The following is a 22,092-nucleotide window of genomic DNA, read 5'->3' as shown; positions in this document are numbered from 1 at the left end:
GGAAATCCTGCCCCACGAAAAAAAACCCGACAAAGGTCGGGTCTTCCAATGCGCCGAAGGTCACGGTCGTTTGTAGCCGATGACGCGTGATTTCCAATATGGCTCTTTGCTGATCGTGTTGTAGCCGAGTCCGTACGTCCCGGCATGGATGAACGTGTCCGAATCGATCATGATGCCCATGTGTGACGGGCCCGCCGTGTACGTGTTCTCGAAGAAGACGAGGTCGCCCGCTTTCGGGACGAACGTCTTGCTGAGCTGTGTCCCGAAATAAGATCCGGACCAATACGTGGCGACGTTCGTGCGGGGCACGCTGTAGCCTGCCTGATTGTAGGCGTAATAGATGAGTCCAGAGCAGTCGAACCCACCGTTGGCCGGGTTCGAGGACGCCCAGATGTAAGGCGTGCCGACATATTTTTTGGCGACCGCGATGGCGGCAAGACTCTTCGCTAGTCCATCAGACGAGCCTGACGGTGCCGTCGTAGAACCTTTCGGCACCGCTTTGACGTATGAAGCCGCGACGAAACCGGTCGTGTTGCCGATATAGATTTGATGCCAGCCGTTCGACGTTTGGACGACCCGGAGCGTCTGTCCGGCCGTGACGCTGCCGATGACGGCAGAGCTTGTCGAGGCTGAGGCGCGGACGTTGAGCGATGGCGTATTGACGACATAGTCGAACGATTCGTTGCCCGCACCGCCGTCTCCGGCGTTCGGAGTGACCGGCGCGCTCGGTGCCGTCGTCGTCTGTTTCAAGTAGCCGGTGCTGACGTAACCGCTCTTGCCGTTATACGTGACGTACACCCACGTGCCGCTCTGTTTCGTCGCTTTGACGGTCGTGCCGTTCGGGATGTTCGTGACGAGGGCGTAACCGATCCCTGGGCCTTGACGGACGTTCAAATTCGCCGTCGTGACGTAAGACTGGTTGATGCTCTCTTCTTTGATGGCCGGTTTCGACGGTGCGACCGGTTGGCTCGGCGTCGTTGGAGTAGTCGGTTTGACGGATGAATTCGTCAAGTAGCCGTTATGTACCCACCCGGTCTTCCCGGCATAGCTGATTTTCGTCCAAGTGCCGCTCGTTTTGATCGGTGTGAGCGCTTGACCTTTCGGGATAGTGACGAGTACGTCGTGCCACGTTCCTGCGGCGCGGCGCAGGTTCAAGTCGGCTGTCGTCACGGTAGCATCGCTTGATGTGACCGGTGTAGAAGGTGTGGCTGGAGTCGGTGTGCTCGGTGTGGCCGGTTTGACGGATGCGGTCGTCAAGTAGCCGTTATGTACCCAACCGGTCTTTCCGCCATAGCTGACTTTCGTCCAGGCACCGCTCGTTTTGATCGGCTTGAGCGCCTGGCCTTTCGGGATAGTGACGAGGACTTTATGCCATGTGCCTGCGGCGAGGCGCATGTTCAAGGCGTCTGTCGTCACTTGCGTCGAACTTGACGTCGCCGTTGTAGCGGCGGGTTTTAATGTGCTCGGGGCGCTCCCGCTCAATTTGAGCGTTTGGCCGATGGCGAGACGGTCAGAGCTTAAGTTGTTGCTTGCTTTCAACTGGGCGACCGACACGTTATGTGTTTGGCTGATCGACCAAAGTGTGTCACCGGCACGGACGACGTGTGTGCTGGCTGCTGCGACTTCGTCGGCCTGGGCGATGATGCTTACGGCGGCGATGGCTGCGAATGAGTACATGAGGCCGGACTTAGGGGACATGGGGTCACTTCCTTCTCTTCAATTTCAATTGACAATTATCGACAGGTAAAACGATACAAGTTTATTGTAGGGTTTACACATACGGCAAGCAATGGTGGAAATGGCTCAATCAGTGGATTCCGTTGAAAATAAGGTCAATAATTTTGGGCGTGGACGAAGAAGAAGTACTAAAGAAACAGGGGAATCGAAAATTGACTTTCTGTTGAATTTTGGAAACCTATTTATATATCTTTTCGTGCTATCATGAATGCAAAACGTTTGAACGAGAGTAGGGGACTTATGAACGAGGGGAACAATTCATCACAAACATACCGACAACATCAAGAGAAACTGTTCGAACTCGTCCGGATGCCCGACGTGACGGAGGAAGCGGTGCGACAGACGCTTCATTACATGTGCGAAGTCGTCTCCGATATGCTCAACGTCGATACGGTCTCGATTTGGCACTTTGACGAGACGTACGCATCGATCAGTTGCCAAGTCGCCTATTCGAAAGAGAGTGGCCCGAGTGAACCGGCATTGACGGTCATGCGTGGGGACGCACCTGTCTATTTCGACGCCCTACGGACGAACCGGGTGTTGCCGTTTGAGAACGTCCGGACCCATGAGTGGGTGAAGGACTTGTACCAGCAACATTTCGTGGAAGGGCAGCGGGTGTACTCGATGCTCGACGCGCCGATCTATGCGAACAATCGGGCCAAAGGGGTCATCTGTTGCGAGACGTTTGAGCCGCGGCAATGGACGTTTATCGAGGAATTGATTGTCAGCACGCTGTCCGATTTTATCGCCATCCTTTATCTCCGGCTCGACCGTCAAGAGATTGACGACCATCTCGCCAAGCTCGCCTATACGGATGAACAGACCGGACTCATGAACTTGAACGGCTTCATCGAACGCGTGGACGCGCTCCGGGAGCAGACACCGCATCAGCTCGGGTCATTGATTTATTTGCGGGCGGACGAGTTCCGCTCCGTCGAGACGGCGATCGGTATCCAACGGGCAGACGAGATCGTCATCGAACTGTCAGAACGAATCCAGCAAGTCGTCGACGTCTCGCTCTTGGCGCGGATTTCTCAATCCGGTTTCCTGCTATGGACGCCTTACGGGGACCGAATCAAAGTCAAAGGATACGCCGATTTGATTTGCGAGACGGTGACGAACGAGCCGTTCGCGGTCGGGGAACTCGATGTCGTCTTGACGATGAGCGCCTTTATCTCGATCGAGGACAAGTCACGTTCGACGCTCGAGATGATGGATACGACTCGGATCACGGCCAATGAGCGTCACGTGCAGCGTGGAGGAATCGCTTTTTACGAAGAGGAGATGAGCGAGAAGGCGACGGCACGCCTGACGCTTGAGATGAACCTCCGTAAAGGGCTCGCCTTGAACGAGTTCACACTCTATTATCAGCCGAAGATCGAAGCGGCGACCGGAAAACTGAATGGATTTGAAGGATTGATGCGTTGGATTCATCCGAAACACGGGTTGATCCCACCGCTCGACTTCATCCCGATCGCCGAGTCGACGGGCGTCATCATCGCCCTCGAGGAATGGGCACTCGCCGAGGCATGCCGTCAGTTGAAAACGTGGCACGCCTCGGGACGGATGTATCAACTCGCACTGAACTTGTCGGCTCGTCATTTTCTATCGGACGGGGTCGTCGAGAAGTTGGGCCAAATCGTCAAAGAGATGGACGTCTGTCCGAACTATTTGACGTTCGAGATCACCGAGAGCGTCGGGATGGAGAATCAACAGCACGTCATCGAACGCTTCATCGCCTTCCGGGAACAAGGTTTCTCGATCTCGATTGACGACTTTGGGACCGGATTCTCGGCATTCGTCTATTTGAAGCACTATCCGATCCACGAGATCAAAATTGATCGTCAGTTCATCCAAGTGACGGACAACGACCCGACCGGAAACGTCATCGTCCAGTCAATCATCGAGCTCGCTCGTGGGCTCGAATTGAAGACGGTGTGCGAAGGCATCGAGACACCGGAACAGCTCGACACGCTCCGTTCGCTCGGTTGTGACGAGATGCAAGGCTACTTGTTCTCACGTCCGCTCCCGGTTGACGAGCTCGAGACGTGGATTGAGGATTATGACACAACGAAAAAGGATTCGCTCCGTTGAGCGGATCCTTTTGAATGGACCGCAGACATGTTACGTGTCTGCGGTTTTTTTGCCGCTCGCGTCAGGCCGGCAACTCGATGCGAATCGTCGTTCCAGACCCGCGCGCACTCGTCACCGTGACAGTGCCGCCGTGCGCTTTGATGATATCCCGGGAAATCGCCATACCGAGGCCGCTGCCGAGTGCGTCGGTCGTGTTCGTGCCCCGGTAGTAGCGCTCGAAGATGTACGGCAGTTCGTTCGCGTCGATGCCGATACCGTTCATTGAGTCGGACGTACACGATTCGGCCCCGGCGGCAATTCCTCTCCCACTTATCGTCGGGCTGTGCCCGGGACACGATTGAAGTAGGGGGTATCCTTGCCGATTAAAGATGGAATGAGGCGTTCACTCGAAATCGACTTGCTCAGGTAAACAAGCGTATAATTAAATCACGAACACTTGAGAGAAAGGAAGCGGGTTATATGTTTGAGCAACTGACGAATAAAAAAGAGCAACTAGATCAAAGCCGACCGCTGCCGACGTATACGCTTCAAAGTTTGAGAGCAAAACTCTTTTTAGAATGGACATATAACTCGAATGCCATTGAAGGAAATACGTTGACAATCAACGAGACCAAAGTGGTGTTGGAAGGTATAACGGTTGGCGGGAAGACGATGCGAGAACATCTAGAAGTAATCAACCACCAAGATGCCATTTCCTACGTCGAAGAAATTGTTCGACGTGAAGAGCCGCTGACGGAGTGGCAAATTAAAAATTTGCACCGTCTCGTCTTGAAAGGCATTGATGATGCGTATGCAGGCGTCTATCGGGATCAGCAAGTGTTTATTGCTGGATCCGCTCATGTGCCGCCGCCTCCTTATCTCATTCAAGAACAGATGGAGCAGCTGATAAATTGGTATGAAACAGAGACGAATACGATGCATCCAGTTGAACGGGGTGCTTTATTGCATGCTAAGTTCGAGGGGATTCATCCGTTCATTGATGGAAATGGTCGTACGTCTCGGTTATTGCTCAATTTGGAGTTGATGAAGTCCGGTTATCCGCCTGTCGTCATCAAAGTCGAAAATCGCCTGAGTTATTACAATGCGCTAGATCGGACGCATACGACAGAAATGTACAACGACTTTATCAATCTGGTCGCTACAGAGGTCGAAACATCGCTTGATTTGTATTTGAGCGCCATCGCCCCTCGTCCATCCAAAAACAGCCCTTCCTGAATCGTCAGGAAGGGCTGTCTCATGTCCGCTCATTCATGCGGCAGTTTGGTTTTTAATTCTAACTGGAGTATGTACGCCAATTCTTTATGGGCCAACTCGGAGAAGTTCGTCTTTTTGACGTGTGTCCGGGGCCGTAGTCCGCATTCCAATGCGATGTCGACGATAGTCCGAATCTGATTTTCCGTATAGAAGCGCTTGCGTCCCATCGTGAACGGGGTCGGTGGCAAGACGCCGTCGGTTTCCCATTTGATCAGCTGTTGCTGGCTACGGGGAATCCCGGCGACATGAAACGCACGGCTCAGTTCTTTTAGTGGATAGACGGTCAATGGGCGTTCGTTGTACAGGAGCGGCTTCGCGTTTTCGGGGCGATAGTCATCCCAGTCAGTCGCGTAAAACGTCAGGTCGGTTTGGTCGAAGTCGAGTTGAGCGGAAGGAATAGGGGTGTTGAGTGCGAAGTCTAAGCTGTTCATCTAGAGTATCTCCTTCTTCAAGTCAAACTGGTCATTTCGAAAATGCCCTCCTCCGTATAGTACCCCATTTTCAAGTAATTAACTGTCAGTTTTTTCAAAGTGGGGAAATGAATTCGTGGGACTTTAGGCGTGTTTTCAAAATTCGGTTGACGCCTATTAAGATACCCTAATTGGTATGTAAATTCAAGGAATAAAGCCGATTCGAGGCGATGAATACGCCTTCATTCAGAATGGGTCTATAGTCGTTACAAAAAGGTAACAAGGAAATATGAGCAAACATTCACCAACTTCGGTTAATAGGGGCGAAGGAGGTGAGACATATGGCAGTGTATCGAGAATACGCAAGCGTCTTTTATCTTGACACGAAGCGGCTCGTTGACGGCAAAGAAAAGCGTCAGCTCGTCCGGTTCGGTCCACTCGGTGCGCGGATGGAGACCGAGGAGATCAAGCAGTTCGGTGATCTGTTGATTCCGCTTCTCGCGGTCGAATCCGCCGCCTACGTCGTGTCGCGTGAGTTCCACGTGACGTTCTAATTGGAGGAACCCCTGATGCGTGTATCGAAGCGTCCCGCCGGAGGCTGTTCCGATGAGCGGGTGGGCCCATGAGCTGGCCCGAACTCATCTCGAACCTAGGCTTCCCGATCGTCGTCTCGCTCTATCTGCTCCACCGGATCGAGACGCGCCTTGAGCGCATGATTCAACTGCTCGAGCGTCTCGACTCGACCTATCCGTCTGAATTGTAATCCATCCCCGAAAGGAGCCATCCCCCATGGCCGTATTGACTGAAAAGAAAGCCACGCTCGTCTTGACGACGCACCACGATTTGAACAGCTTGAAACCGACGAAGAAAACGCAGCGCTTCGGTCCGATCCGGGCGGCGCTCACGGCTGACAATGCCGAGGCGTTCGGTCACCTCATGCTCGACTTGACAGAGCAAGAAGATTTCACCGTGTCGGTCGTTCGCGAATACGATCTCGTCTAATCACACCCACATCCAAGGAGGACTAACCCATGACTGAGACTAAAGTAGAAATCGCATTTTTGGATATGTTCAATAAAGTATCACGCTTCCGTTTGAATAACGTGAAACAGCCGGTCGACGCGTTGAAAGTGCAAGCGCTCGCCGACTTCATGGTCGCCAACGATCCGCTCGGCAAGAGCGTCGTCAAATGGACAGAAATCAAGATGATCGAAGGTACGCAGACCGTGTTGAACGTCCAATAACGAGTCAAGAGATGACTGAGTTTTCAGTCATCTTTTTTTATTTTGGTCAATTCCCTTTAGATTCCTCGACGTCAAGACGATATAGGAAGAAACGTTGCATGCGAGAGGGGAATATACATATGTCAGTGAAACAGAAGTGGACAGCGTTACGGAACCGTGTGAACGTCCGGCGCTTTCAATGGAAACCGAAGTGGCGAAAGTCGAGCACGCGTGAAGGGGAGCGGGTGACCGGCAAGAACCTGACCATCCGTCAAAAGCTGTGGGGACTCGTCATCCTCGCGCTCCTCATGGTCGCAGGGGTCGGCGGCTACTCGCTCTTGTCGCTCGCCGATGCGAACCGGCAAGGCGATGATATCGTCAACAACTGGAGCAAAGGGCTCGACTACGCCCATGAACTGAATACGCTCGCGGCGAACTATCGCGCGCTCGAGCTCGAACACATCGTGACCGAAGACGCGGCCGCGAAAGAAGAATTGATGACCGAGATGAAAGACATTCGGACGCGCATCAATGAGATCGCCCCGAAATACGAACAGACGGCGACGGGCGATACAGACAAAGAGCTGTTCGCCAACTTCAGTCGGCAGTGGGAGATGTATCAGCGCGTATCGGACAACATGCTCATCTTCAGCACGTCCGGCAATAACGGCATGGCCCGCTCGTATTATGACGCCCAGTCACAATCGACATACGATAACTTCACGCAACGCTTAACCGAACTCGTCGACTACAACTCGGAAGGCTCACAACGTGTCGGCGCGAATATGGAACGTGAGTTCGGGCAGTCGCTCATCGCGCTGCTCGTCGTGACGATCGGAGCGTTCGTCCTTCTCTTGTTCCTCGGACTGAGCTTATTGCGCTCAATCATCAAACCGATGCGGGTGCTCCAAGAGAAGTTTGACGAATTGGCCTCACAAGGCGGCGATTTGACGATGGCCATCCCGGTCACGTCGAACGATGAGATCGCTCAAGTGAGCCGCTCGTTCAACACGTTCCTCGCCACGCTACGTGACATCATGGTCGACGTCGACAAGACGGCGAAAGTCGTCCTCGTGTCGTCGAAAGAAGTGGCGACGGAAGTGACACAATTGAGCCGTTATATGGAAGAGACGTCAGGCACGGTCGAAGAATTGACGGCCGGTATGGAAGAGACGGCCGCTTCGTCGCAAGAGATGAGCGCGTCGACGGTCGAGATGGGCGGATCCATCGATACGATCGTCGACCTCTCGAACGAGAGCGCCAAGACAGCGAGCGATGTCGAGCGCCGGGCCCATGCGCTCCGTGAGCAGGCTGTCGCCTCGAAGACGGAAGCGAACACCATCATCGACAAGAAGCGCATCGAGCTCGACGACGCCATCAAAGGGGCGCAGTCGGTCGAACAGATTCGCGTCTTGACGAGCGCCATCTTGACCATCGCCGACCAGACGAACTTGCTCGCCTTGAACGCATCGATCGAGGCGGCCCGGGCCGGGGATGCCGGTCGCGGCTTCGCCGTCGTCGCCTCGGAGATTCGTAAGCTCGCCGAGAACTCGCGCCAGACGGTGAACGAGATTCAAGCGGTATCGCACACGGTCATCGATTCGGTCGCCCGGCTCAATACAAGCTCGGCCGATATGCTGACGTTCCTCGACACGAAAGTGCTCGCGGATTACGACCGTCTCGAGGAGTCGGCCACTCAATATGAGGCAGATGCGACCGTGTTCGGCCAGACGGCAGAGACGTTCGAGACGAACGCGCTCCAACTCCGTCATATGACCGATAGCATCCTCCACGTCATCCAAGAAGTCGCGACGACCGTGACCGAAGGGGCGGACGGGACGCAGTCGATTTCGGAGAAAGTCCAACTGTCCGTCGAGCGTTTCAACGACGTGCAGGCACGGATGCAGGAGACCGAACAACGTGCGGTCGAACTATCGAATCGCGTGTCACAGTTCAAGTTATGAAGCTAGATCGCAGCCATGATGGGCTGTGGTCTTTTTTTGTGACAATAAATGGAACATAAGACTCGTAAATAAGGTCAATCCATTAAAATAATTGGAAACAAATGTGGAAAACCGTTTGCACAAACCGATAGAAATCATGTGATTCCAAAATTTGATAGAAATAGAGGTGTGAGAGGACGCGTTCCTCGAGAAGATGAAAAAAAGGCTAAATCAACTCACATTGACGCAGAAACTGTTTGGCGGGATCGGAATGATTCTTTTACTCGTCGTAATTGGGATGGGTTACAATCTGATGGCGTTGAACGATGCGACGAGCCGATATGAAGAAATGATTTCATCAGATGTCATGCGGATGAAGGCGGCCGATGAATTATCGTTAGGGATGGTCCGTCAGGCGTATGGCCTGCGTGGTTATATTCTTGAACAAGAGCCGGCCCGGCTTGAAGCAGAGCAGCAAGGGTCAGAAGAGAAAAAAGAAGCAATCAATGCCTTGTTAGAACTTTCGCCTTCGACAGAAGAGACGAAAGAACTAGAGAACTTGATGTCATACGCATTAGGTTACGATGACTTAGCACAACAGTTGATTCAAGCAATCGACGCGGATGATCAAGAGACAGTGGACCGACTCGCGCTCCGGTTGTTGCCGGATGTGACGGCATCAATCATTGAGTCAGGAGAGACGATGCAAGCCGAATCGGAAGCCGCGATGTTGGCGAAGCAAGCGCAGCTTGAGAGTCGAGGTCAAAGTGCATTGATATACTCTGCAGTGATCGCCGTCATCATTTTCGTACTCACGCTCGGCGCCGGCTACTTCCTCCAACGCATGGTCACGGTCCCGCTTCGCCAACTATCGGACGAGGTCGGCATCGTCGCCGACGGTGATTTGACACGCGCTGACCTTCAAGCGCTCACGCGCGATGAAATCGGCGAGTTGATGCTTGGCTTCAACCAGATGAAAGGCAATCTCCGCGAACTCATCGACGAAGTGAGCCGGAACGCCCAAGAAATCACGGCGCAGTCGGAAGAACTGTACGCGAGCACAGAAGAGATGTCGTCGCAGACAGAGGAGACGACGCGGATGATTGAACAAGTCGTCGGTGAGACGGTCAACCAGGCGGCGGCTGCTTCGAAGAGCGGACAGGCGGTCGCGGCGGCCGATGAAGGCGTCGAACGAATCGCCACGTCGATCGGGACGATCAGCCAAGACGTCCAGACGAGTCTGAAGCTCGCCGAACGCGGGGAACAGACGATTCAACAAGCGAAACAAGAAGTGCTCGCCCTCGAATCGGAGACGGTCGTGACCGGTCAATCAATCACGGCGTTGAAACAACAGTCAGATGAGATTGCCCTCATTACCGAGGTCATCCAGTCGATCACCGACCAGACGAACCTGCTCGCCTTGAACGCGGCCATCGAAGCGGCCCGGGCCGGGGAGCAAGGGAAAGGCTTCGCCGTCGTCGCCGAAGAAGTCCGCAAGCTTGCGGAACAGTCGAAACAATCGGCGTCTCAAATCGCCGGCTTGATTGAATCGATTCAAACGCAGTCGAATGCGGTGCTCGAGCGTCACGCCATCAGTGCCCGCCGCGTCGAGACGAACACGGCGCTGCTTGAAGAAGCGACGGCGTCGTTCCAACAAATCGTCGGGCAATTGCACGCCTCGGTCGAGAACACGGAACAGATTCGGATCGCCTCGAGCGAGATCGCGACGACGACGAAACAAGTCGCGACAGCGGCAATCCATATGGCGAGTGACAGTGAAGGCACGGCCGAGACGATGCGTAGCGTCGGTGAGACGGCCGACGCCCAGCTCGCGATGATTCAAGAGTTGAACGGTGTCGCCGAGTCGCTCGGCAATATGACCGGAGACTTGCAGACGCTCATCGGTCGCTTCCAAACGTAATGTGGACCGTCCTTTCCTGTCCGGGGGAGGACGGTTTTTGAGTGTTCCAAGGATTGAGGGGGCAAGGTTAGGGGAAATGCCGAAGAGAGATATCAATCTCGATTACAGTGAAAAGGGGACAGGATTATGAAATATACCGTCATCACCGGGGCAAGTTCAGGCATTGGCTATGAAGCGGCGAAATTGCTCGCCAAGCAAGGAAAGTCACTCGTGCTCGTGGCACGCCGCCACGACGAGCTCGAGAAGTTACGAAGTGAGATCAAATCGATTTCACCGAAGAGTGACGTCATCATCAAAGCGAAAGACTTGTCTTATAGCGAGAACGTGTACGGATTGTATGAGTCACTCGCCGATCTCGATATCGAGACGTGGGTCAATAACGCCGGGTTCGGGGACTCGAATCTCGTGAAAGACGTCGAGGTCGGAAAAATCGAGAACATGATCCGCTTGAACGTGGAGGCGTTGACGGTGCTCTCGAGCCTATACGTCCGCGACTATCACAACGTCGAAGGGGCGACGCTTGTGAACATCGCGTCTGTCGTCGGCTATCACATCGCCAAAAAAGGTGTCACGTACAGCGCGTCGAAATTCTTCGTCAGTGCCTATACGGAAGGGCTCGCCCGAGAGCTCATGAACGACGGGGATAAGCTGCGGGCAAAAGTGCTCGCACCGGCCGCGACGGAGACCGGCTTTGCGAACCGTGCCCGTGAAGAAGAGGACTTTGATTATAGCCAAAACGTCGAGAAGTATCATACGGCCGAAGAGATGGCCGAGTTTTTGCTGCAGTTGCTCGAAAGCGACCAGGTCGTCGGCATCGTCAACCACGAGGACTACTCGTTCGAGTTGCGCGGACCGATTCATCCGTATATGGGATAAAAACAAGGGGTCCAGTCACCGACATGCGGTGGCAGGACCCCTTGTTTGTTTACGACGAACGCATCGAGTCCCCGTAACCCCCGGTCAAGCGGTGCGTGAGCCGGTGGTACCAGTAGCGAAGACGTAAGCGATATACATACAGTCTGGACGTGTTCGGCAAGACCACGTTGTCGATATAATCGGCGAACATGGCGCGGAACATATGGTCCTCACTGTCGTCATATGTCGCACTCCACATGCCGTGCTCTTCGACCTCGAGCAGCATCGCAATCGTCTCGTCATCGAGCTGATGATTGTCTTCCGGCAACCGTTTGACGAGCATCTCGACCCGATGGCTGCAAATCGACGCATAGAGCGAGTGGGCGCGCGGGTTGCGCGGGTTCGCGTTCAAGTACCCGATGGCCACCTTGAGGAGCTCATCGTTCATCTCGAGCGGAATCTCATCGAACGCTTGGAAGAATTCGAGCAGCATCGGCACGGTCTCTTCGTTGAACCCGGCGAGCCGGACGTAATGCATCAAGTGGAGTCCGGCCTCCCCGTAAAACTTGCGGTTGAAGTAATGGACGGCGATCGCGCGTTGGACCATCGGCACGTCCGGATAGCGTTCGACGGCGCGAAGGAAATGCTGCTCGGCCTCGAACAAGAAATTCGTATCGTCGCTCAAGATGCCATGGAGACAGTGGATCATGTAATGGTCGCCTTTTGCGCTCGCGGCTTCGAGCACGTCGCGGGCCTGACCGAACTCGCCTTCACGGATGAGCGGATATGCCCGCATCGCCGGAAAAAACGGGTCGTCCGGAAAGTTTGTCTCGCCGCGGACGACGAGCGACTCGATCGCTTCAGCGTTATAGTCGTCAATCATTTCTTCAAGGAGCATCATCTCGAGGAAGGTGCGTTGAAAGTCTGGATGGTGTAAATCGATGGTGTGTTTCATGAGGGTCCCTCCCGGCGTAAATGAGTGTTGCTTCATTATACCGAGCATTCGGACGAACGAGTAGAGTTATTTCAAAAAATGGGAAAAGAATAGGGAAGGATTTCCGAGGAAATGGAGGGATGGAGATGGTCACGTTCACGGGTTATATTGTCGAACTCGAACCGACGTGGATGCGGGTCGCGCCGAATCAAGATGCCGAACCGTTCGATGGCATCGTGTTTCACTGGGAAGAGCCACTTCGAGAGGATGAGACGCCGCTCGCCGTCGGGCAATACGTCCGCGTCGAGCACGATGAAAAGATGACCCGCTCGCTGCCGCCCCAGGCGACGGCGCATCGAATTGATGTGCTATGATGAGACCGAGGTGAACGAAATGGGACAGTCAAATTTCTTATGGATGGGTGTCGTCATCGCCATCAGTGCGCTCATCGTCTGGTTGTTGCAGGACGTGATGCCATTTTGGATGTTGTCGATTATCCTGCTCCTATTCGGGGCCGCGGTCGGCAACGTGCAGCGGCGCTCTCGAAAAGACACATGAAAAAGCACGTCATCATTCCGATGGCGTGCTTTCTTCGTCTTCCACCGGCTCGTCCGGGACATCCTCGGTCGCGTCAGTTGCGTCCGGTTTCTCCTCGGTGACGGGCGGTGGTGCCGGTTTGTCTTTCTTGTCTTGTTTCGGTTTTGTGTCGGGCTGATCTGCCTTTGGTTTTGTGTTCGATTTGTCTTGCTTTTTGACCGGTGCCGCTGCTTCCGCTTCTTTCTCCTGAGCGGCTGGCTTCTCTGGCTCGACCGGTTCCGCCGGTTCGGTCACAGGGACGTCAGGCTCGGTCGGTTGTTCCGTGACGGGAGGCGTCTCGGGTTCTTCGGCCGGTTGTTCCGGCTCGGCTGGTGCTTCCTCTTCAACCGGTACCGGTTCTTCTGCTGGCTCCTCAGTTTCAGTTGGAGCTTCGGGAGCAGCTTCTGGTTCCGGTGTCGGTTCCGGTTCTGGAGCTGGAGCTGGAGCTGGAGCGGGTTCTGCCGGCTCTTCTCGTTTTGGGACCGGTGTGATCGGTGCGACCGGTGCGAGTTCAGCGGCCGGCGTACTGCGTTTTTTCGTCGGTGGCGGGGCCGGCGTGTCCGACTCGAGGAACGACAGTACGTCTTGTTCGAACAAGGCGACCGGGAGCGTCTTCGTCACCAAGTGAAGGCCGAGCACTCGTCCATTGGCCGTGACGATCGGGCTGCCGATGGCGCGGTTCGGTAAATCGAATTCGCGGCGATAGCTGTCTTCTTCGAACGTGAGCGTTCCTTCAATCTGTTCGTCCGGTGCGAGTGTCAACACCGATTCGTCGGGTCCGACAATCGCGTGACTGAACGAGAACGGGGTCGCTTTTACTTTTTCGATGCGGATGACGGCGATGGCGTCAGTTCGGCCGATGACCGTTCCATTCACCGTCTTGTCACCATGTTTCATCGTGACGCGGGTGATGCCGGCGACGTTATGGGCCGCCGTCAATACATCTTGCGGGCTAATCAAAAACCCGGTACCCGTGCCGACGGTATATAGGCTATCTTGCAACGTCTCGAGGTCGACGGTGTTAGCCCCGTTAGCCGAGACCGTATCTTCGGTGATGTTCAAATCGACTTTGTCGGCGAGCGATTCACTCGAGCGCGGAGTGTCGGTGAGATAGGCGTTCGTCAAAAACGAGACGAACGCGATGAGTGCGATGACGATGGGGACAGCAATCCATTTCAAGCGACGTGGGCGATGGCCACACGTCGGACAAACAGTGGTTTTCGAGCGGGTCTTCGCTCCGCAGCGTGGACAAGTCACGGGATGACACCTTCCTTCATACACATAGATGATATGCCTATTCCTCATATGAAGCAGGGGTAAACAAATATTTGTTGGGGCACACACATTTATCTGGATTTGGACTGACTTTTTTTAAAACGGGAATGGGTTAGAGTAACGTTTCAGAAAGGGGAAACCGACATGCAGCCCTTTTGGACGACCCGTGCCTTCCGTTCCTATTCGATGAGTCGAGCAATATGATATGCTGTTGAAAATGACAGTAGGGATGGGATTAGATATGAAGTTCGTCGTATTATTCGGTCCACAAGCCGTCGGCAAGATGACGGTCGGACAAGAGCTCGCCAGCATCACGGATTTAAAGCTGTTCCATAACCATATGACGATTGATCTCGTCAGTCCGTTCTTCAGTTATGGGACGGACGAAGGCCGCCGCCTCGTCCAGCTGTTCCGCCACGAATTGTTCGAAGCGGTCGCGAAAAGTGACTTGGACGGAATGATTTTCACGTTCGTCTGGGCGTTTGATTTAGTAGAGGACTGGGCGTATATCAAACAAGTGACCGACCTGTTCGAGTCGAACGGGGCCGATATCTACTACGTCGAGCTCGAGGCGGACATCGAAGAGCGGCTGATCCGCAACCAAACGGAGAACCGGCTGACACATAAGCCGACGAAGCGGGATATCGCCTGGTCGGAAGGTGAGTTGAAGCAGACGGCGACGCTCTATCGATTGAACTCACAGCACGGGGAACTCGACGTCGACAACTATTTGCGCATCAACAACACGCATCTCGATGCGGCGACGGTCGCTGAACGAATCAAACAACATTTCCAGCTATGACAAAAGCGAGTCCCGCATAAGGACTCGCTTTTGTTATGCCCACCAATCGGGGCGGTGATAGGAGGTGAGCAGGTCTTTCTCGACGAGACGTGCATCGAGGTAAGACGTGACGCTCGGGAGTATGGGATCGAGATCGGCCGGGTGGACCATGACCTCAATCGAGTCTCCAGGTTGAATCGCATCGAGCGTCTCTCGTGTGACGCCATCACCGTAGAACGCGTCCTGAGACGCTTAGAGATGCGAAAAACATCGCCTAAATAAGTTGAATTGTGGTAAACGCGCTTCATACACATCGAATAGCTGAATCAATTTTTACTCATCTTGGATGAGTGGATTCATCAAGCCGGCGGGATAGGCGTCGTGGTGCGAACCTGAGATAATCTCTTGAATCGCGAGTTGTTCAAACGTCTTCAAATTTGTGATGAATCCTTTGATTGGCAGCGGGAGTGACCCGATGGTGATTGGAAGCGGACCTGACTTCGTGATGACGGCGTCGTCAGGTGAATTTTGATGACGATACGGGCAAGATTCGTGAAGTTAACGAGCCAAGCTTCCGGGCAAATTACGGCAATCTCATTGGCGAGCTCAATCAAGACCAGAATCGTACGGAACGCTTTTACCAAGCCGGCTGGCACCGTTCATCGCCGTACAAGGGAAGCGCGGTCGAGTATCGTTCATCCCATGGCAGGTCGCACCGGGCATCACGAAAAACCAGGCCGAGCACTCGCTCTTTCAGACGTTGTCACAAGTCCATGACGTCCATGTCGCCAAGACGACGGAGGCGCTCGAGATTGCCCTCGCTGATGAGAAAGTGAGTGGGCTGCTCGACTGTCCACTCGGTACGCCGTGTTTCTATATCGAGACGGTGACCGAGGACGCCTCTGGACGTACGATTGAATATTCACGTTCCTACTTTAGAGGGGATAAGACGAGCTTCGTCATCGAGCGGAGCTATTCTTGAACACGCCACAGTCTGGCGTATTTTTTTGAATGGATTAAAGGGGTTTCGCATCCGGCAGCCATGGATGTCTCTCATTCATTGAAACGAGAAGCTATGTTGCGTACAGTTAGAAGTAGAAAGGTGGGGGTAGGATGTTATTCAAAAAGAAAACAGCAGAAGAAGCGGCAGGATCGAAACGGTTTCACGTCAAGTTGACGGAACAACTGCCGGAACTTGGACAAATCACCATCCTCGTCGATACGGACACCGGCGTGAACTATATCCAGACGTGGGTCGGGACAGGTGGAGGCATCACTCCGCTACTCGATGCGAATGGTGATGTTGTGGTCGAGGAAGGGTACCGATCGTGATGTCACTCAGCACCAATCGGCTGACGTTACGGCGGGTGACAGCGGACGATGCGCCACACCTGTTGGCATATTTATCGAAACCTGAGGTCGTCCGCCATATGGGACTCGACCCGTTCACGTCGTTAGAGGATGCGTTAGAAGAGATTGCCTGGTACGATTCGATTATCGAGGAAGGGACAGGTGTCCGCTGGGGAATCACGTTGACCGGGCAAGACGAGGTCATCGGCAGTTGCGGATTTTTGAACGTGTCAGCGAAGCACCAGCGAGCCGAAATCGGGTTTGAGCTCAGCTCGAATCATTGGGGAAGAGGCATTGCCGGTGAGGCGCTCCGCGCGGTCGTTCGTCATGGGTTCACACAACTCGGGTTCCATCGTATCGAGGCGCTCGTCGAGCCGGCGAATACCGCGTCACAACAGCTACTCGAGCGGGTCGGATTTACGCGAGAAGGGTTGCTACGGGGGTATGAGTTAACGCAAGGGAAATATGACGATTTGTATATGTATTCATTGCTTGAGACAGACAGCATGACATGATGGAGGACGACACCGATGCAGATTATCGAATTCAAAAACGTGAGTCATGGAGACATTTTACATAATGTGACGGGATATTTCCGGCAAGGACGCATCACGACGTTCGTCGGTCCGAGCGGTGCCGGCAAGACGACGTGCCTGAAGCACATCAACGGCCTGTTATCACCGGACGCCGGTGCGATTTATTTCAAAGGGGAGAACATCGATTCGATTGACGTTATCGAACTGCGCCAGCGAATCGGCATGGCGTTTCAAAGCGCGCCGATGATTGACGGGACGGTGTACGACAATATGAACTTGCCGAAAGCCATCTTCGGTGAGACGCTCGAACGGGAGCGGGCGGCGGACCTGTTGCAGAAAGTCGACTTAGGCGGCATCTCGCTCGACCAACCGATCAAGACGTTGTCGGGCGGGGAACGGAGTCGTGTCGCCATTGCCCGGACGCTCGTCAACAAGCCGGACGTGCTGTTATTGGACGAGATTACGGCGAGCCTCGACTATCGGACTGTGAAAGAGATTGAGAGGTTGATTGTGAGACTGCAAAAAGACTTCGGGGTCACCGTTGTCTGGATCACGCACGACTTGGATCAGGCCCGGCGTGTCAGTGATGACATGTGGTTTTTGCGAAACGGGGAATTGATTGAATTCGGCGACGCGACGTTCATCGACGAGTCCGACAATCCGATGATCGGTCGTTTCGTGAGGGGGGAAGAGCTATGACGTTCATCGAACTGATGACCTCATTGATTTTCGTCGCCATCCCGCTCGGTTTGGCGCTGTTCTTGAAACTCGGGCTCGAACGCGACATCTTGATTGCGACGGTGCGGTCAATTGTTCAGTTGCTCATCATCGGCTACATTTTGACGTTCGTCTTCGAGAGCGACAGCCCGGTGTTCATGTTGCTCATGATTCTCTTGATGATTGGGGCGGCGACACAGAACATCATCAAGAAAGGGGACGGTATTCCTGGCATCACATGGATGATTCTGCTCACGCTCGTCACGGTCGAGACGTTGACGATGGGCCTCATGATTGGACTCGGCATCATCCCGTTTGAGCCGGAGAAAGTCATCCCAATCAGCGGCATGGTCATCGGGAACTGTATGGTGTTGTCGCTCCTGTTCTTGAACAAGTTCAAAGACGAGGTCGAGCGGAGCGATGAAGTGATTGAGCTCATCTTGTCGTTCGGCGGCACACCGAAAGCAGCGATTGAGCGCAGTTTAAAGAGCGCCATCCGCACGAGCATGATTCCGACCGTCGAGGCGCAGAAGACGATGGGGCTCGTCCAACTACCGGGTATGATGAGCGGTCTCATCATCGGCGGGGCCGACCCGATGGAGGCGGTGCTCTATCAATTGCTCATCTTATTCCTGATCTTGACGACCGCATCGATTTCGGCGGTCATGGTCGGCTATCTGGCGTATCCGCGCCTGTTCAACCAAAAACTTCAGTTCGTCGGGTTGACGTATCGAAAGGGGAAAACGACATGATTCAAGGCATCCATCACGTGCAAATCACCATCCCGAAAGGGGAGGAAACACGAGCCCGTGCGTTTTATTGCGGCGTGCTCGGTCTTCCAGAAATCGAGAAACCGGCGTCACTTCAAGGACGGGGCGGGTTTTGGCTCGAGGTCGGCGACCAGAGCGTCCACGTCGGCACCGAGGACGGGGTTGACCGACTGTCGACAAAAGGACACGTCGCCTACGCCGTGACCGATTTGGCGGAATGGGGACAGAAGCTCGAAGCGGAAGGGATTGAGCGGCTCACGGGCATCCCGATTCCTGGATTCGACCGGTTCGAGTTCCGCGACCCGTTCGGCAATCGAGTCGAGATGATTCAAGCCCTCTGAATGGAGAGTGCCCGCTGTGGGTGATCTTTTTTCGTTCAAGAGATCCCGAACAGTTCGATGACAGCTTTCCAATTGGAAGGATAGGCGTTGCTGCCCTCATGTTGATGCAACAGTTTGCCGTGACGGTTCACGGTGAAGTTCCATTGCGTCCCGTCCATCGTGAAGCATCCTTTCTCTTCGAACACGTCAGGCCAGCGATGGGAGACGAGCGACACGAATCGCTCATGGACGCGGAAGGCATCTGTTTCGCTGTACCAACCGGATTTGGGGATCGCCGTGCTCAAGTCGAACTCTTCACGCCAGATGATTTCCCGCTTGACTGCGCCATCTTCAAAAAACGTGAAGGTGGACTCGTTATGGACGCCGAAGCCCCCGACCGTGAACGTGACGGTGACGGTCGGTCGTTTTTTACGGATGGCATCGAGCGGGATGGTCGGCTCGAACGTCAATTTCGCTTCACGCGACGCTTTGAGAGCCAGCTGTTCTTCTACGGAACGCCTCGGACGAACGGATTGAAACCATTGCTTTTTTGTGTGTTGACTCATGTTCATCTTCCTTTCACCTCATCGGATGGCTTGATTATAAGCAAAATGAACATGATGGGTATGTACAAAAATGAACCAGGTACGGTGAAAGGGAGTGTCGATTGGGACACTCCCTTTTGAGGTGACGTATTTAGTGTCGAGAAGGCGGAACGATTGTTCCTTGATGGAACCGCATCTTCCATTGGCCATCAACGTTCACCCAAATCGAACTGCGCAAGGCGATGCGTCCGGTGGAGTGGTCTTCGGTCCGATACGTGGTCAGGACGACGTCGTCTTGAACGTTCTCCAGTGAGAAGTCGGATAAGGTGATGTGAATCTCGCCGAGGTCCATCGTGGCGGCAGATGCCGTCCGATATAACATGCGCCCCGAACTGCCGATTTCAAAAAAATCATCCGTGAGTAGATGGTGCAAGTGCTCAGGCGATGTGCGCACTTCGGTCGTCAGTAACGCCCGTTCCTGTTGTTCGATCAAGTCAGCCAGCATGTGGTTGCTCCTCCTGTTTTCCAAGATTCATGACGATGACGCCGAGTACGATAACGATCAGGCCGATGCTGTTCAAGGTCGACAGCACTTCCCCATACACGAACACCCCGATCAGCCCGGTCGCGACCGTGCCGAGCCCCGCCCAGACGCTATAGGCAATGCTGAGTGGAATGGTCTTCAAGACGATGCCCATCAACGTGAACGAGATGGCGAAGCTGATTAAGAGAACGAGACTCGGGAACGGATTGGTGAATCCGTCCGACAGCTTCAACATCGACGTCCCGAGCACTTCGAACGCAATCGATAACAGTAAGATTCCATATGATTTCATGATTTCCCTCCTCATAGTTTCATCAAGACGAGCCCGATGATGACAAGCCCGATGCCGACAACGGTCTGAATCCGGACTTGTTCCTTGAAGACGAGGAAGCCGATCAGCGCCGTCGCGGCCGTGCCGACCCCGCTCCAGAACGCATAGGCGAAACTGAGCGGGATGGAAAGAAGGGCGAGCGACAACAAGTAAAATGCCGTCACGTAACCGAAGGCGACACCGAGAACGGGCAGGCGGCTCGTTGTCGTCGCGTTCAGCTTCAACATGCTCGAACCGAACAGTTCAGAGACGATGGCACCGACGAGATAGACGAAGCCCATGTTACGATTCTCCTTTTGACAGCGCGTCGCACTTTTGTCGGATGATGCGGGCGGCACGGTCTTTGAACGCAGCGCTATAGCCATATGTCAACGCGAACCAAAACCCGTCACAGAGCAGTCGAAGCTCGAGCACGCGATCAGCGTCAGGACCATCCACGGCGAACTGTTCATCCCAACGTTTGGCGGCGTCATTCCAAAGCTTTCCACTCGCATCTTCTTGGGATGAGATGAAGACGGCAATCAAGTCAGCATCACCTTCGCTATAATCGAGCGTCGCGAGGGCGTAGGCGCGTGTGAACGGATAAGGACCATCCAACCCCGTTTGATGATGGACGATTCGATTTTCAAATTCATCGAGCGCCATTCTATTCATCTGCTGTAACAGGTTGGCCTTGCTTTCAAAGTGGTATAAGACGCCACCTTTCGTGATGCCAGCGCGTTTGGCTAAGTGGTCCATCGACAGTTGTTGAATACCTTCGGTTTGAATGATCTGTGCGGCGGTCCGCAGTAACAATTGTTTTTTACTCATGTGTTTCCTCCCACTATACTGAACGGTCAGTATAGTGAATGTATCAGACTAGAGGTGGGTTGTCGAGATGGATACATGAATGGGATAATTAGGAAAAGGGGGGAGAGATGATGGGTTCACATTTGATGCACCTCGTCATCGCGAATGAGGTGTTGGCGCATTTGATAGATGTCGATCGCACGGCTTTTTTGTTGGGAAATCTTGCGCCCGATGCGACGACGTCTAAACAAAACACTCACTATTACGCGGGACGGCATGAGGATATGACAAGACGGCTCGACCTTAATCAATATTGGATGGACAGTGTGGACGAGAATCAATCGTTCCGCCTCGGCTATTATTGCCATCTCGTCGCGGATGAGATTTGGTTGCAGGGGTTCTATAAATCCTGGCTCAAGCAAGTCATTACGAAAGACCCAGAAAAGCAGGCGATGTATTATGCCGATTTTGATGCGTATAATGCACGCCTAGCTCAACGACTAGGTGTCTTCGATTTCACTTCGGTGAAAAACCATGCGACGAATGAACTACGTGAACTCGTCGTGAAAGTCGAGCGGGATGCGAAGGCAACAGAGGAAGGGACGTATACGATGTTTTTGCCACACCAGCTCGATGGTTACGTCGAGACGTGCATCCTTCGTTGCCGACAGATGGTTCAACAGAAAAGTGAGGTGACCACATGACACAACGCCGCTATGCGCCGCTCTACGTAACGTTTGGACTTTCGATCCTGACAATCGTGGCGCTGTTCACTGTGAACGCTCGTTTTTTTCCGAATTTGGACTTGATAACGGCCATCTGGGCGTATATCGCTTTAGATATCGCCTTGATCGCCACATTGATTTGGGGCCTATTCTCGAAAGAGAAGATGGTACGCGTGTTCAGCCTCGTTGGGAATCTTGGGTTGATCGTGCCGCTATCGATTTGGATTTTTCTGTTGTTGCTTGCTAATGGGATTTCGGAAGCATGAGGGGTGATAAATCAAACGTGCCATTTTTGATGCGTCCTGTTCCGTTTTTCATCTTGCTCGCATTGTGCGGACCGCTCGCATTAGCGCTTGTCTTGATTTATTGGCGCGATTTGCCAGAAGATAGGCGCGGTCCCCATATGATTATGTCTATCTTGTTCTCACTCATGTTCATCTCAAAAATTCTTCCGAACGGTAT

General features: G+C 53.8%; 31 protein-coding genes and 1 pseudogene. 20 read left to right on the top strand and 12 right to left on the bottom strand.

Going from position 1 to position 22,092, the window contains the following annotated elements:
- Window positions 1-60: 60 nt before the first annotated feature.
- Complete coding sequence (locus tag KNP74_RS04385) at window positions 61-1,698, bottom strand: C40 family peptidase (RefSeq protein WP_251130074.1); 1,638 nt, start codon at window positions 1,696-1,698, stop codon at window positions 61-63.
- A gap of 279 nt (window positions 1,699-1,977) precedes the next feature.
- Here KNP74_RS04385 and KNP74_RS04380 point away from each other — a divergent pair, with 279 nt between their 5' ends.
- On the top strand, window positions 1,978-3,831 hold the full coding sequence (locus KNP74_RS04380) for a sensor domain-containing phosphodiesterase (protein WP_214763529.1): 1,854 nt from the start codon (window positions 1,978-1,980) through the stop codon (window positions 3,829-3,831).
- A 61-nt stretch (window positions 3,832-3,892) separates the two neighbouring features.
- On the opposite strand, the gene KNP74_RS04375 is transcribed toward KNP74_RS04380, so the two are convergent.
- A complete protein-coding gene (locus KNP74_RS04375) occupies window positions 3,893-4,093 on the bottom strand; it encodes a sensor histidine kinase (protein ID WP_214763527.1) in 201 nt (66 codons plus the stop codon).
- 197 nt (window positions 4,094-4,290) lie between these two features.
- Between KNP74_RS04375 and KNP74_RS04370 the strand changes: the two genes are divergently transcribed.
- Complete coding sequence (locus tag KNP74_RS04370) at window positions 4,291-5,046, top strand: Fic family protein (RefSeq protein ID WP_214763526.1); 756 nt, start codon at window positions 4,291-4,293, stop codon at window positions 5,044-5,046.
- Between the two features lie 29 nt (window positions 5,047-5,075).
- Here the strand turns inward: KNP74_RS04370 and KNP74_RS04365 are convergent, their stop codons facing one another.
- Window positions 5,076-5,516 (bottom strand): MerR family transcriptional regulator, encoded by a 441-nt coding sequence (locus tag KNP74_RS04365; RefSeq protein WP_138858918.1) that lies wholly within the window; start codon window positions 5,514-5,516, stop codon window positions 5,076-5,078.
- 320 nt (window positions 5,517-5,836) lie between these two features.
- Here KNP74_RS04365 and KNP74_RS04360 point away from each other — a divergent pair, with 320 nt between their 5' ends.
- The 7 genes from KNP74_RS04360 (at window position 5,837) to KNP74_RS04330 (ending at window position 11,458) form a co-directional block, all read left to right on the top strand.
- Window positions 5,837-6,049 (top strand): hypothetical protein, encoded by a 213-nt coding sequence (locus KNP74_RS04360; RefSeq protein WP_029594867.1) that lies wholly within the window; start codon window positions 5,837-5,839, stop codon window positions 6,047-6,049.
- A gap of 68 nt (window positions 6,050-6,117) precedes the next feature.
- Window positions 6,118-6,258: a YvrJ family protein gene (locus KNP74_RS04355; RefSeq protein WP_021066374.1), complete on the top strand. Its 141-nt coding sequence runs from the start codon at window positions 6,118-6,120 to the stop codon at window positions 6,256-6,258.
- Between the two features lie 26 nt (window positions 6,259-6,284).
- Entirely contained in the window at window positions 6,285-6,497 is a 213-nt protein-coding gene (locus KNP74_RS04350; protein WP_058764453.1) for a hypothetical protein, read from the top strand.
- A 29-nt stretch (window positions 6,498-6,526) separates the two neighbouring features.
- Window positions 6,527-6,739 (top strand): DUF2922 domain-containing protein, encoded by a 213-nt coding sequence (locus tag KNP74_RS04345; RefSeq protein ID WP_021066376.1) that lies wholly within the window; start codon window positions 6,527-6,529, stop codon window positions 6,737-6,739.
- Window positions 6,740-6,858: 119 nt separating this feature from the next.
- Window positions 6,859-8,682: a methyl-accepting chemotaxis protein gene (locus KNP74_RS04340; protein WP_214763522.1), complete on the top strand. Its 1,824-nt coding sequence runs from the start codon at window positions 6,859-6,861 to the stop codon at window positions 8,680-8,682.
- Between the two features lie 193 nt (window positions 8,683-8,875).
- Window positions 8,876-10,582 (top strand): methyl-accepting chemotaxis protein, encoded by a 1,707-nt coding sequence (locus KNP74_RS04335; protein ID WP_214763520.1) that lies wholly within the window; start codon window positions 8,876-8,878, stop codon window positions 10,580-10,582.
- 126 nt (window positions 10,583-10,708) lie between these two features.
- Window positions 10,709-11,458 carry an SDR family NAD(P)-dependent oxidoreductase gene (locus KNP74_RS04330; RefSeq protein WP_214763518.1) on the top strand — a complete coding sequence of 250 codons (750 nt, stop codon included), beginning with the start codon at window positions 10,709-10,711 and terminating at the stop codon, window positions 11,456-11,458.
- Between the two features lie 49 nt (window positions 11,459-11,507).
- Here KNP74_RS04330 and KNP74_RS04325 read toward each other — a convergent pair whose 3' ends face one another.
- Window positions 11,508-12,392, bottom strand: coding sequence for a tetratricopeptide repeat protein (locus KNP74_RS04325; protein ID WP_251130073.1), 885 nt, complete (start codon window positions 12,390-12,392; stop codon window positions 11,508-11,510).
- 125 nt (window positions 12,393-12,517) lie between these two features.
- Here KNP74_RS04325 and KNP74_RS04320 point away from each other — a divergent pair, with 125 nt between their 5' ends.
- A complete protein-coding gene (locus KNP74_RS04320; RefSeq protein ID WP_214718167.1) occupies window positions 12,518-12,745 on the top strand; it encodes a DUF3221 domain-containing protein in 228 nt (75 codons plus the stop codon).
- Window positions 12,746-12,764: 19 nt separating this feature from the next.
- Window positions 12,765-12,929: a hypothetical protein gene (locus KNP74_RS04315; RefSeq protein WP_034778922.1), complete on the top strand. Its 165-nt coding sequence runs from the start codon at window positions 12,765-12,767 to the stop codon at window positions 12,927-12,929.
- A 12-nt stretch (window positions 12,930-12,941) separates the two neighbouring features.
- Here the strand turns inward: KNP74_RS04315 and KNP74_RS04310 are convergent, their stop codons facing one another.
- Window positions 12,942-14,204 (bottom strand): hypothetical protein, encoded by a 1,263-nt coding sequence (locus tag KNP74_RS04310; RefSeq protein ID WP_214763515.1) that lies wholly within the window; start codon window positions 14,202-14,204, stop codon window positions 12,942-12,944.
- Between the two features lie 259 nt (window positions 14,205-14,463).
- On the opposite strand from KNP74_RS04310, the gene KNP74_RS04305 reads away from it, so the two are divergent.
- Window positions 14,464-15,024 carry an AAA family ATPase gene (locus KNP74_RS04305; protein ID WP_214763514.1) on the top strand — a complete coding sequence of 187 codons (561 nt, stop codon included), beginning with the start codon at window positions 14,464-14,466 and terminating at the stop codon, window positions 15,022-15,024.
- Between the two features lie 312 nt (window positions 15,025-15,336).
- Here KNP74_RS04305 and KNP74_RS04300 read toward each other — a convergent pair whose 3' ends face one another.
- Both KNP74_RS04300 and KNP74_RS15085 read right to left on the bottom strand, forming a co-directional pair.
- A complete protein-coding gene (locus tag KNP74_RS04300; protein WP_371816317.1) occupies window positions 15,337-15,459 on the bottom strand; it encodes a hypothetical protein in 123 nt (40 codons plus the stop codon).
- A gap of 122 nt (window positions 15,460-15,581) precedes the next feature.
- Window positions 15,582-15,659, bottom strand: a pseudogene (locus KNP74_RS15085) (hypothetical protein); the annotation flags it as partial.
- Here KNP74_RS15085 and KNP74_RS04290 point away from each other — a divergent pair.
- From KNP74_RS04290 to KNP74_RS04265, 6 genes are all read left to right on the top strand, one after another.
- On the top strand, window positions 15,653-15,985 hold the full coding sequence (locus KNP74_RS04290; protein WP_251128866.1) for a GntR family transcriptional regulator: 333 nt from the start codon (window positions 15,653-15,655) through the stop codon (window positions 15,983-15,985). The pseudogene KNP74_RS15085 and the gene KNP74_RS04290 sit on opposite strands and share 7 nt — an antisense overlap.
- Window positions 15,986-16,116: 131 nt before the next feature.
- On the top strand, window positions 16,117-16,335 hold the full coding sequence (locus KNP74_RS04285; protein WP_138858929.1) for a DUF6440 family protein: 219 nt from the start codon (window positions 16,117-16,119) through the stop codon (window positions 16,333-16,335).
- Window positions 16,335-16,868 carry a GNAT family N-acetyltransferase gene (locus tag KNP74_RS04280; protein ID WP_214763611.1) on the top strand — a complete coding sequence of 178 codons (534 nt, stop codon included), beginning with the start codon at window positions 16,335-16,337 and terminating at the stop codon, window positions 16,866-16,868. The genes KNP74_RS04285 and KNP74_RS04280 overlap by 1 nt, the downstream gene beginning before the upstream one ends.
- Before the next feature lie 15 nt (window positions 16,869-16,883).
- Window positions 16,884-17,588, top strand: coding sequence for an ABC transporter ATP-binding protein (locus tag KNP74_RS04275; RefSeq protein WP_214714166.1), 705 nt, complete (start codon window positions 16,884-16,886; stop codon window positions 17,586-17,588).
- Window positions 17,585-18,358: an ABC transporter permease gene (locus KNP74_RS04270; protein ID WP_214763512.1), complete on the top strand. Its 774-nt coding sequence runs from the start codon at window positions 17,585-17,587 to the stop codon at window positions 18,356-18,358. Before KNP74_RS04275 ends, KNP74_RS04270 begins: the two co-directional genes overlap by 4 nt.
- The gene (locus KNP74_RS04265; RefSeq protein ID WP_214718149.1) at window positions 18,355-18,717 is read left to right on the top strand and encodes a VOC family protein; all 363 of its coding nucleotides are present in this window, start codon (window positions 18,355-18,357) and stop codon (window positions 18,715-18,717) included. The genes KNP74_RS04270 and KNP74_RS04265 overlap by 4 nt, the downstream gene beginning before the upstream one ends.
- Window positions 18,718-18,752: 35 nt before the next feature.
- Here the strand turns inward: KNP74_RS04265 and KNP74_RS04260 are convergent, their stop codons facing one another.
- The 5 genes from KNP74_RS04260 to KNP74_RS04240 form a co-directional block, all read right to left on the bottom strand.
- The gene (locus KNP74_RS04260; RefSeq protein ID WP_214763510.1) at window positions 18,753-19,262 is read right to left on the bottom strand and encodes a hypothetical protein; all 510 of its coding nucleotides are present in this window, start codon (window positions 19,260-19,262) and stop codon (window positions 18,753-18,755) included.
- A 130-nt stretch (window positions 19,263-19,392) separates the two neighbouring features.
- On the bottom strand, window positions 19,393-19,746 hold the full coding sequence (locus tag KNP74_RS04255; RefSeq protein ID WP_214763508.1) for a nuclear transport factor 2 family protein: 354 nt from the start codon (window positions 19,744-19,746) through the stop codon (window positions 19,393-19,395).
- Entirely contained in the window at window positions 19,736-20,077 is a 342-nt protein-coding gene (locus KNP74_RS04250) for a DMT family transporter (RefSeq protein WP_214763507.1), read from the bottom strand. Before KNP74_RS04250 ends, KNP74_RS04255 begins: the two co-directional genes overlap by 11 nt.
- A gap of 11 nt (window positions 20,078-20,088) precedes the next feature.
- Entirely contained in the window at window positions 20,089-20,397 is a 309-nt protein-coding gene (locus KNP74_RS04245) for a DMT family transporter (protein WP_058764429.1), read from the bottom strand.
- 1 nt (window position 20,398) lies between these two features.
- On the bottom strand, window positions 20,399-20,926 hold the full coding sequence (locus tag KNP74_RS04240; RefSeq protein WP_214763506.1) for a TetR/AcrR family transcriptional regulator: 528 nt from the start codon (window positions 20,924-20,926) through the stop codon (window positions 20,399-20,401).
- A gap of 110 nt (window positions 20,927-21,036) precedes the next feature.
- Between KNP74_RS04240 and KNP74_RS04235 the strand changes: the two genes are divergently transcribed.
- Both KNP74_RS04235 and KNP74_RS04230 read left to right on the top strand, forming a co-directional pair.
- The gene (locus KNP74_RS04235) at window positions 21,037-21,609 is read left to right on the top strand and encodes a zinc dependent phospholipase C family protein (protein ID WP_214763504.1); all 573 of its coding nucleotides are present in this window, start codon (window positions 21,037-21,039) and stop codon (window positions 21,607-21,609) included.
- Window positions 21,606-21,896 carry a hypothetical protein gene (locus tag KNP74_RS04230; RefSeq protein WP_214763502.1) on the top strand — a complete coding sequence of 97 codons (291 nt, stop codon included), beginning with the start codon at window positions 21,606-21,608 and terminating at the stop codon, window positions 21,894-21,896. The genes KNP74_RS04235 and KNP74_RS04230 overlap by 4 nt, the downstream gene beginning before the upstream one ends.
- Window positions 21,897-22,092: the final 196 nt, after the last annotated feature.

This window comes from Exiguobacterium sp. s141 (genome assembly GCF_018618085.1).
GTDB lineage: Bacteria > Bacillota > Bacilli > Exiguobacteriales > Exiguobacteriaceae > Exiguobacterium > Exiguobacterium mexicanum_A.
This window is presented reverse-complemented; position numbering and strand designations above follow the sequence as displayed.

Coding starts and splice junctions, on each gene's coding strand:
- KNP74_RS04305 (WP_214763514.1), top strand. CDS start 14,464: ATGAAGTTCGTCGTATTATTCGGTCCACAAGCCGTCGGCAAGATGACG.
- KNP74_RS04320 (WP_214718167.1), top strand. CDS start 12,518: ATGGTCACGTTCACGGGTTATATTGTCGAACTCGAACCGACGTGGATG.
- KNP74_RS04380 (WP_214763529.1), top strand. CDS start 1,978: ATGAACGAGGGGAACAATTCATCACAAACATACCGACAACATCAAGAG.
- KNP74_RS04270 (WP_214763512.1), top strand. CDS start 17,585: ATGACGTTCATCGAACTGATGACCTCATTGATTTTCGTCGCCATCCCG.
- KNP74_RS04285 (WP_138858929.1), top strand. CDS start 16,117: ATGTTATTCAAAAAGAAAACAGCAGAAGAAGCGGCAGGATCGAAACGG.
- KNP74_RS04335 (WP_214763520.1), top strand. CDS start 8,876: ATGAAAAAAAGGCTAAATCAACTCACATTGACGCAGAAACTGTTTGGC.
- KNP74_RS04245 (WP_058764429.1), bottom strand. CDS start 20,397: ATGGGCTTCGTCTATCTCGTCGGTGCCATCGTCTCTGAACTGTTCGGT.
- KNP74_RS04235 (WP_214763504.1), top strand. CDS start 21,037: ATGGGTTCACATTTGATGCACCTCGTCATCGCGAATGAGGTGTTGGCG.
- KNP74_RS04325 (WP_251130073.1), bottom strand. CDS start 12,392: ATGAAACACACCATCGATTTACACCATCCAGACTTTCAACGCACCTTC.
- KNP74_RS04340 (WP_214763522.1), top strand. CDS start 6,859: ATGTCAGTGAAACAGAAGTGGACAGCGTTACGGAACCGTGTGAACGTC.
- KNP74_RS04255 (WP_214763508.1), bottom strand. CDS start 19,746: ATGCTGGCTGACTTGATCGAACAACAGGAACGGGCGTTACTGACGACC.
- KNP74_RS04260 (WP_214763510.1), bottom strand. CDS start 19,262: ATGAGTCAACACACAAAAAAGCAATGGTTTCAATCCGTTCGTCCGAGG.
- KNP74_RS04370 (WP_214763526.1), top strand. CDS start 4,291: ATGTTTGAGCAACTGACGAATAAAAAAGAGCAACTAGATCAAAGCCGA.
- KNP74_RS04330 (WP_214763518.1), top strand. CDS start 10,709: ATGAAATATACCGTCATCACCGGGGCAAGTTCAGGCATTGGCTATGAA.
- KNP74_RS04375 (WP_214763527.1), bottom strand. CDS start 4,093: ATGAACGGTATCGGCATCGACGCGAACGAACTGCCGTACATCTTCGAG.
- KNP74_RS04365 (WP_138858918.1), bottom strand. CDS start 5,516: ATGAACAGCTTAGACTTCGCACTCAACACCCCTATTCCTTCCGCTCAA.
- KNP74_RS04360 (WP_029594867.1), top strand. CDS start 5,837: ATGGCAGTGTATCGAGAATACGCAAGCGTCTTTTATCTTGACACGAAG.
- KNP74_RS04265 (WP_214718149.1), top strand. CDS start 18,355: ATGATTCAAGGCATCCATCACGTGCAAATCACCATCCCGAAAGGGGAG.
- KNP74_RS04350 (WP_058764453.1), top strand. CDS start 6,285: ATGGCCGTATTGACTGAAAAGAAAGCCACGCTCGTCTTGACGACGCAC.
- KNP74_RS04250 (WP_214763507.1), bottom strand. CDS start 20,077: ATGAAATCATATGGAATCTTACTGTTATCGATTGCGTTCGAAGTGCTC.
- KNP74_RS04230 (WP_214763502.1), top strand. CDS start 21,606: ATGACACAACGCCGCTATGCGCCGCTCTACGTAACGTTTGGACTTTCG.
- KNP74_RS04385 (WP_251130074.1), bottom strand. CDS start 1,698: ATGTCCCCTAAGTCCGGCCTCATGTACTCATTCGCAGCCATCGCCGCC.
- KNP74_RS04355 (WP_021066374.1), top strand. CDS start 6,118: ATGAGCTGGCCCGAACTCATCTCGAACCTAGGCTTCCCGATCGTCGTC.
- KNP74_RS04345 (WP_021066376.1), top strand. CDS start 6,527: ATGACTGAGACTAAAGTAGAAATCGCATTTTTGGATATGTTCAATAAA.
- KNP74_RS04280 (WP_214763611.1), top strand. CDS start 16,335: ATGTCACTCAGCACCAATCGGCTGACGTTACGGCGGGTGACAGCGGAC.
- KNP74_RS04240 (WP_214763506.1), bottom strand. CDS start 20,926: ATGAGTAAAAAACAATTGTTACTGCGGACCGCCGCACAGATCATTCAA.
- KNP74_RS04315 (WP_034778922.1), top strand. CDS start 12,765: ATGGGACAGTCAAATTTCTTATGGATGGGTGTCGTCATCGCCATCAGT.
- KNP74_RS04275 (WP_214714166.1), top strand. CDS start 16,884: ATGCAGATTATCGAATTCAAAAACGTGAGTCATGGAGACATTTTACAT.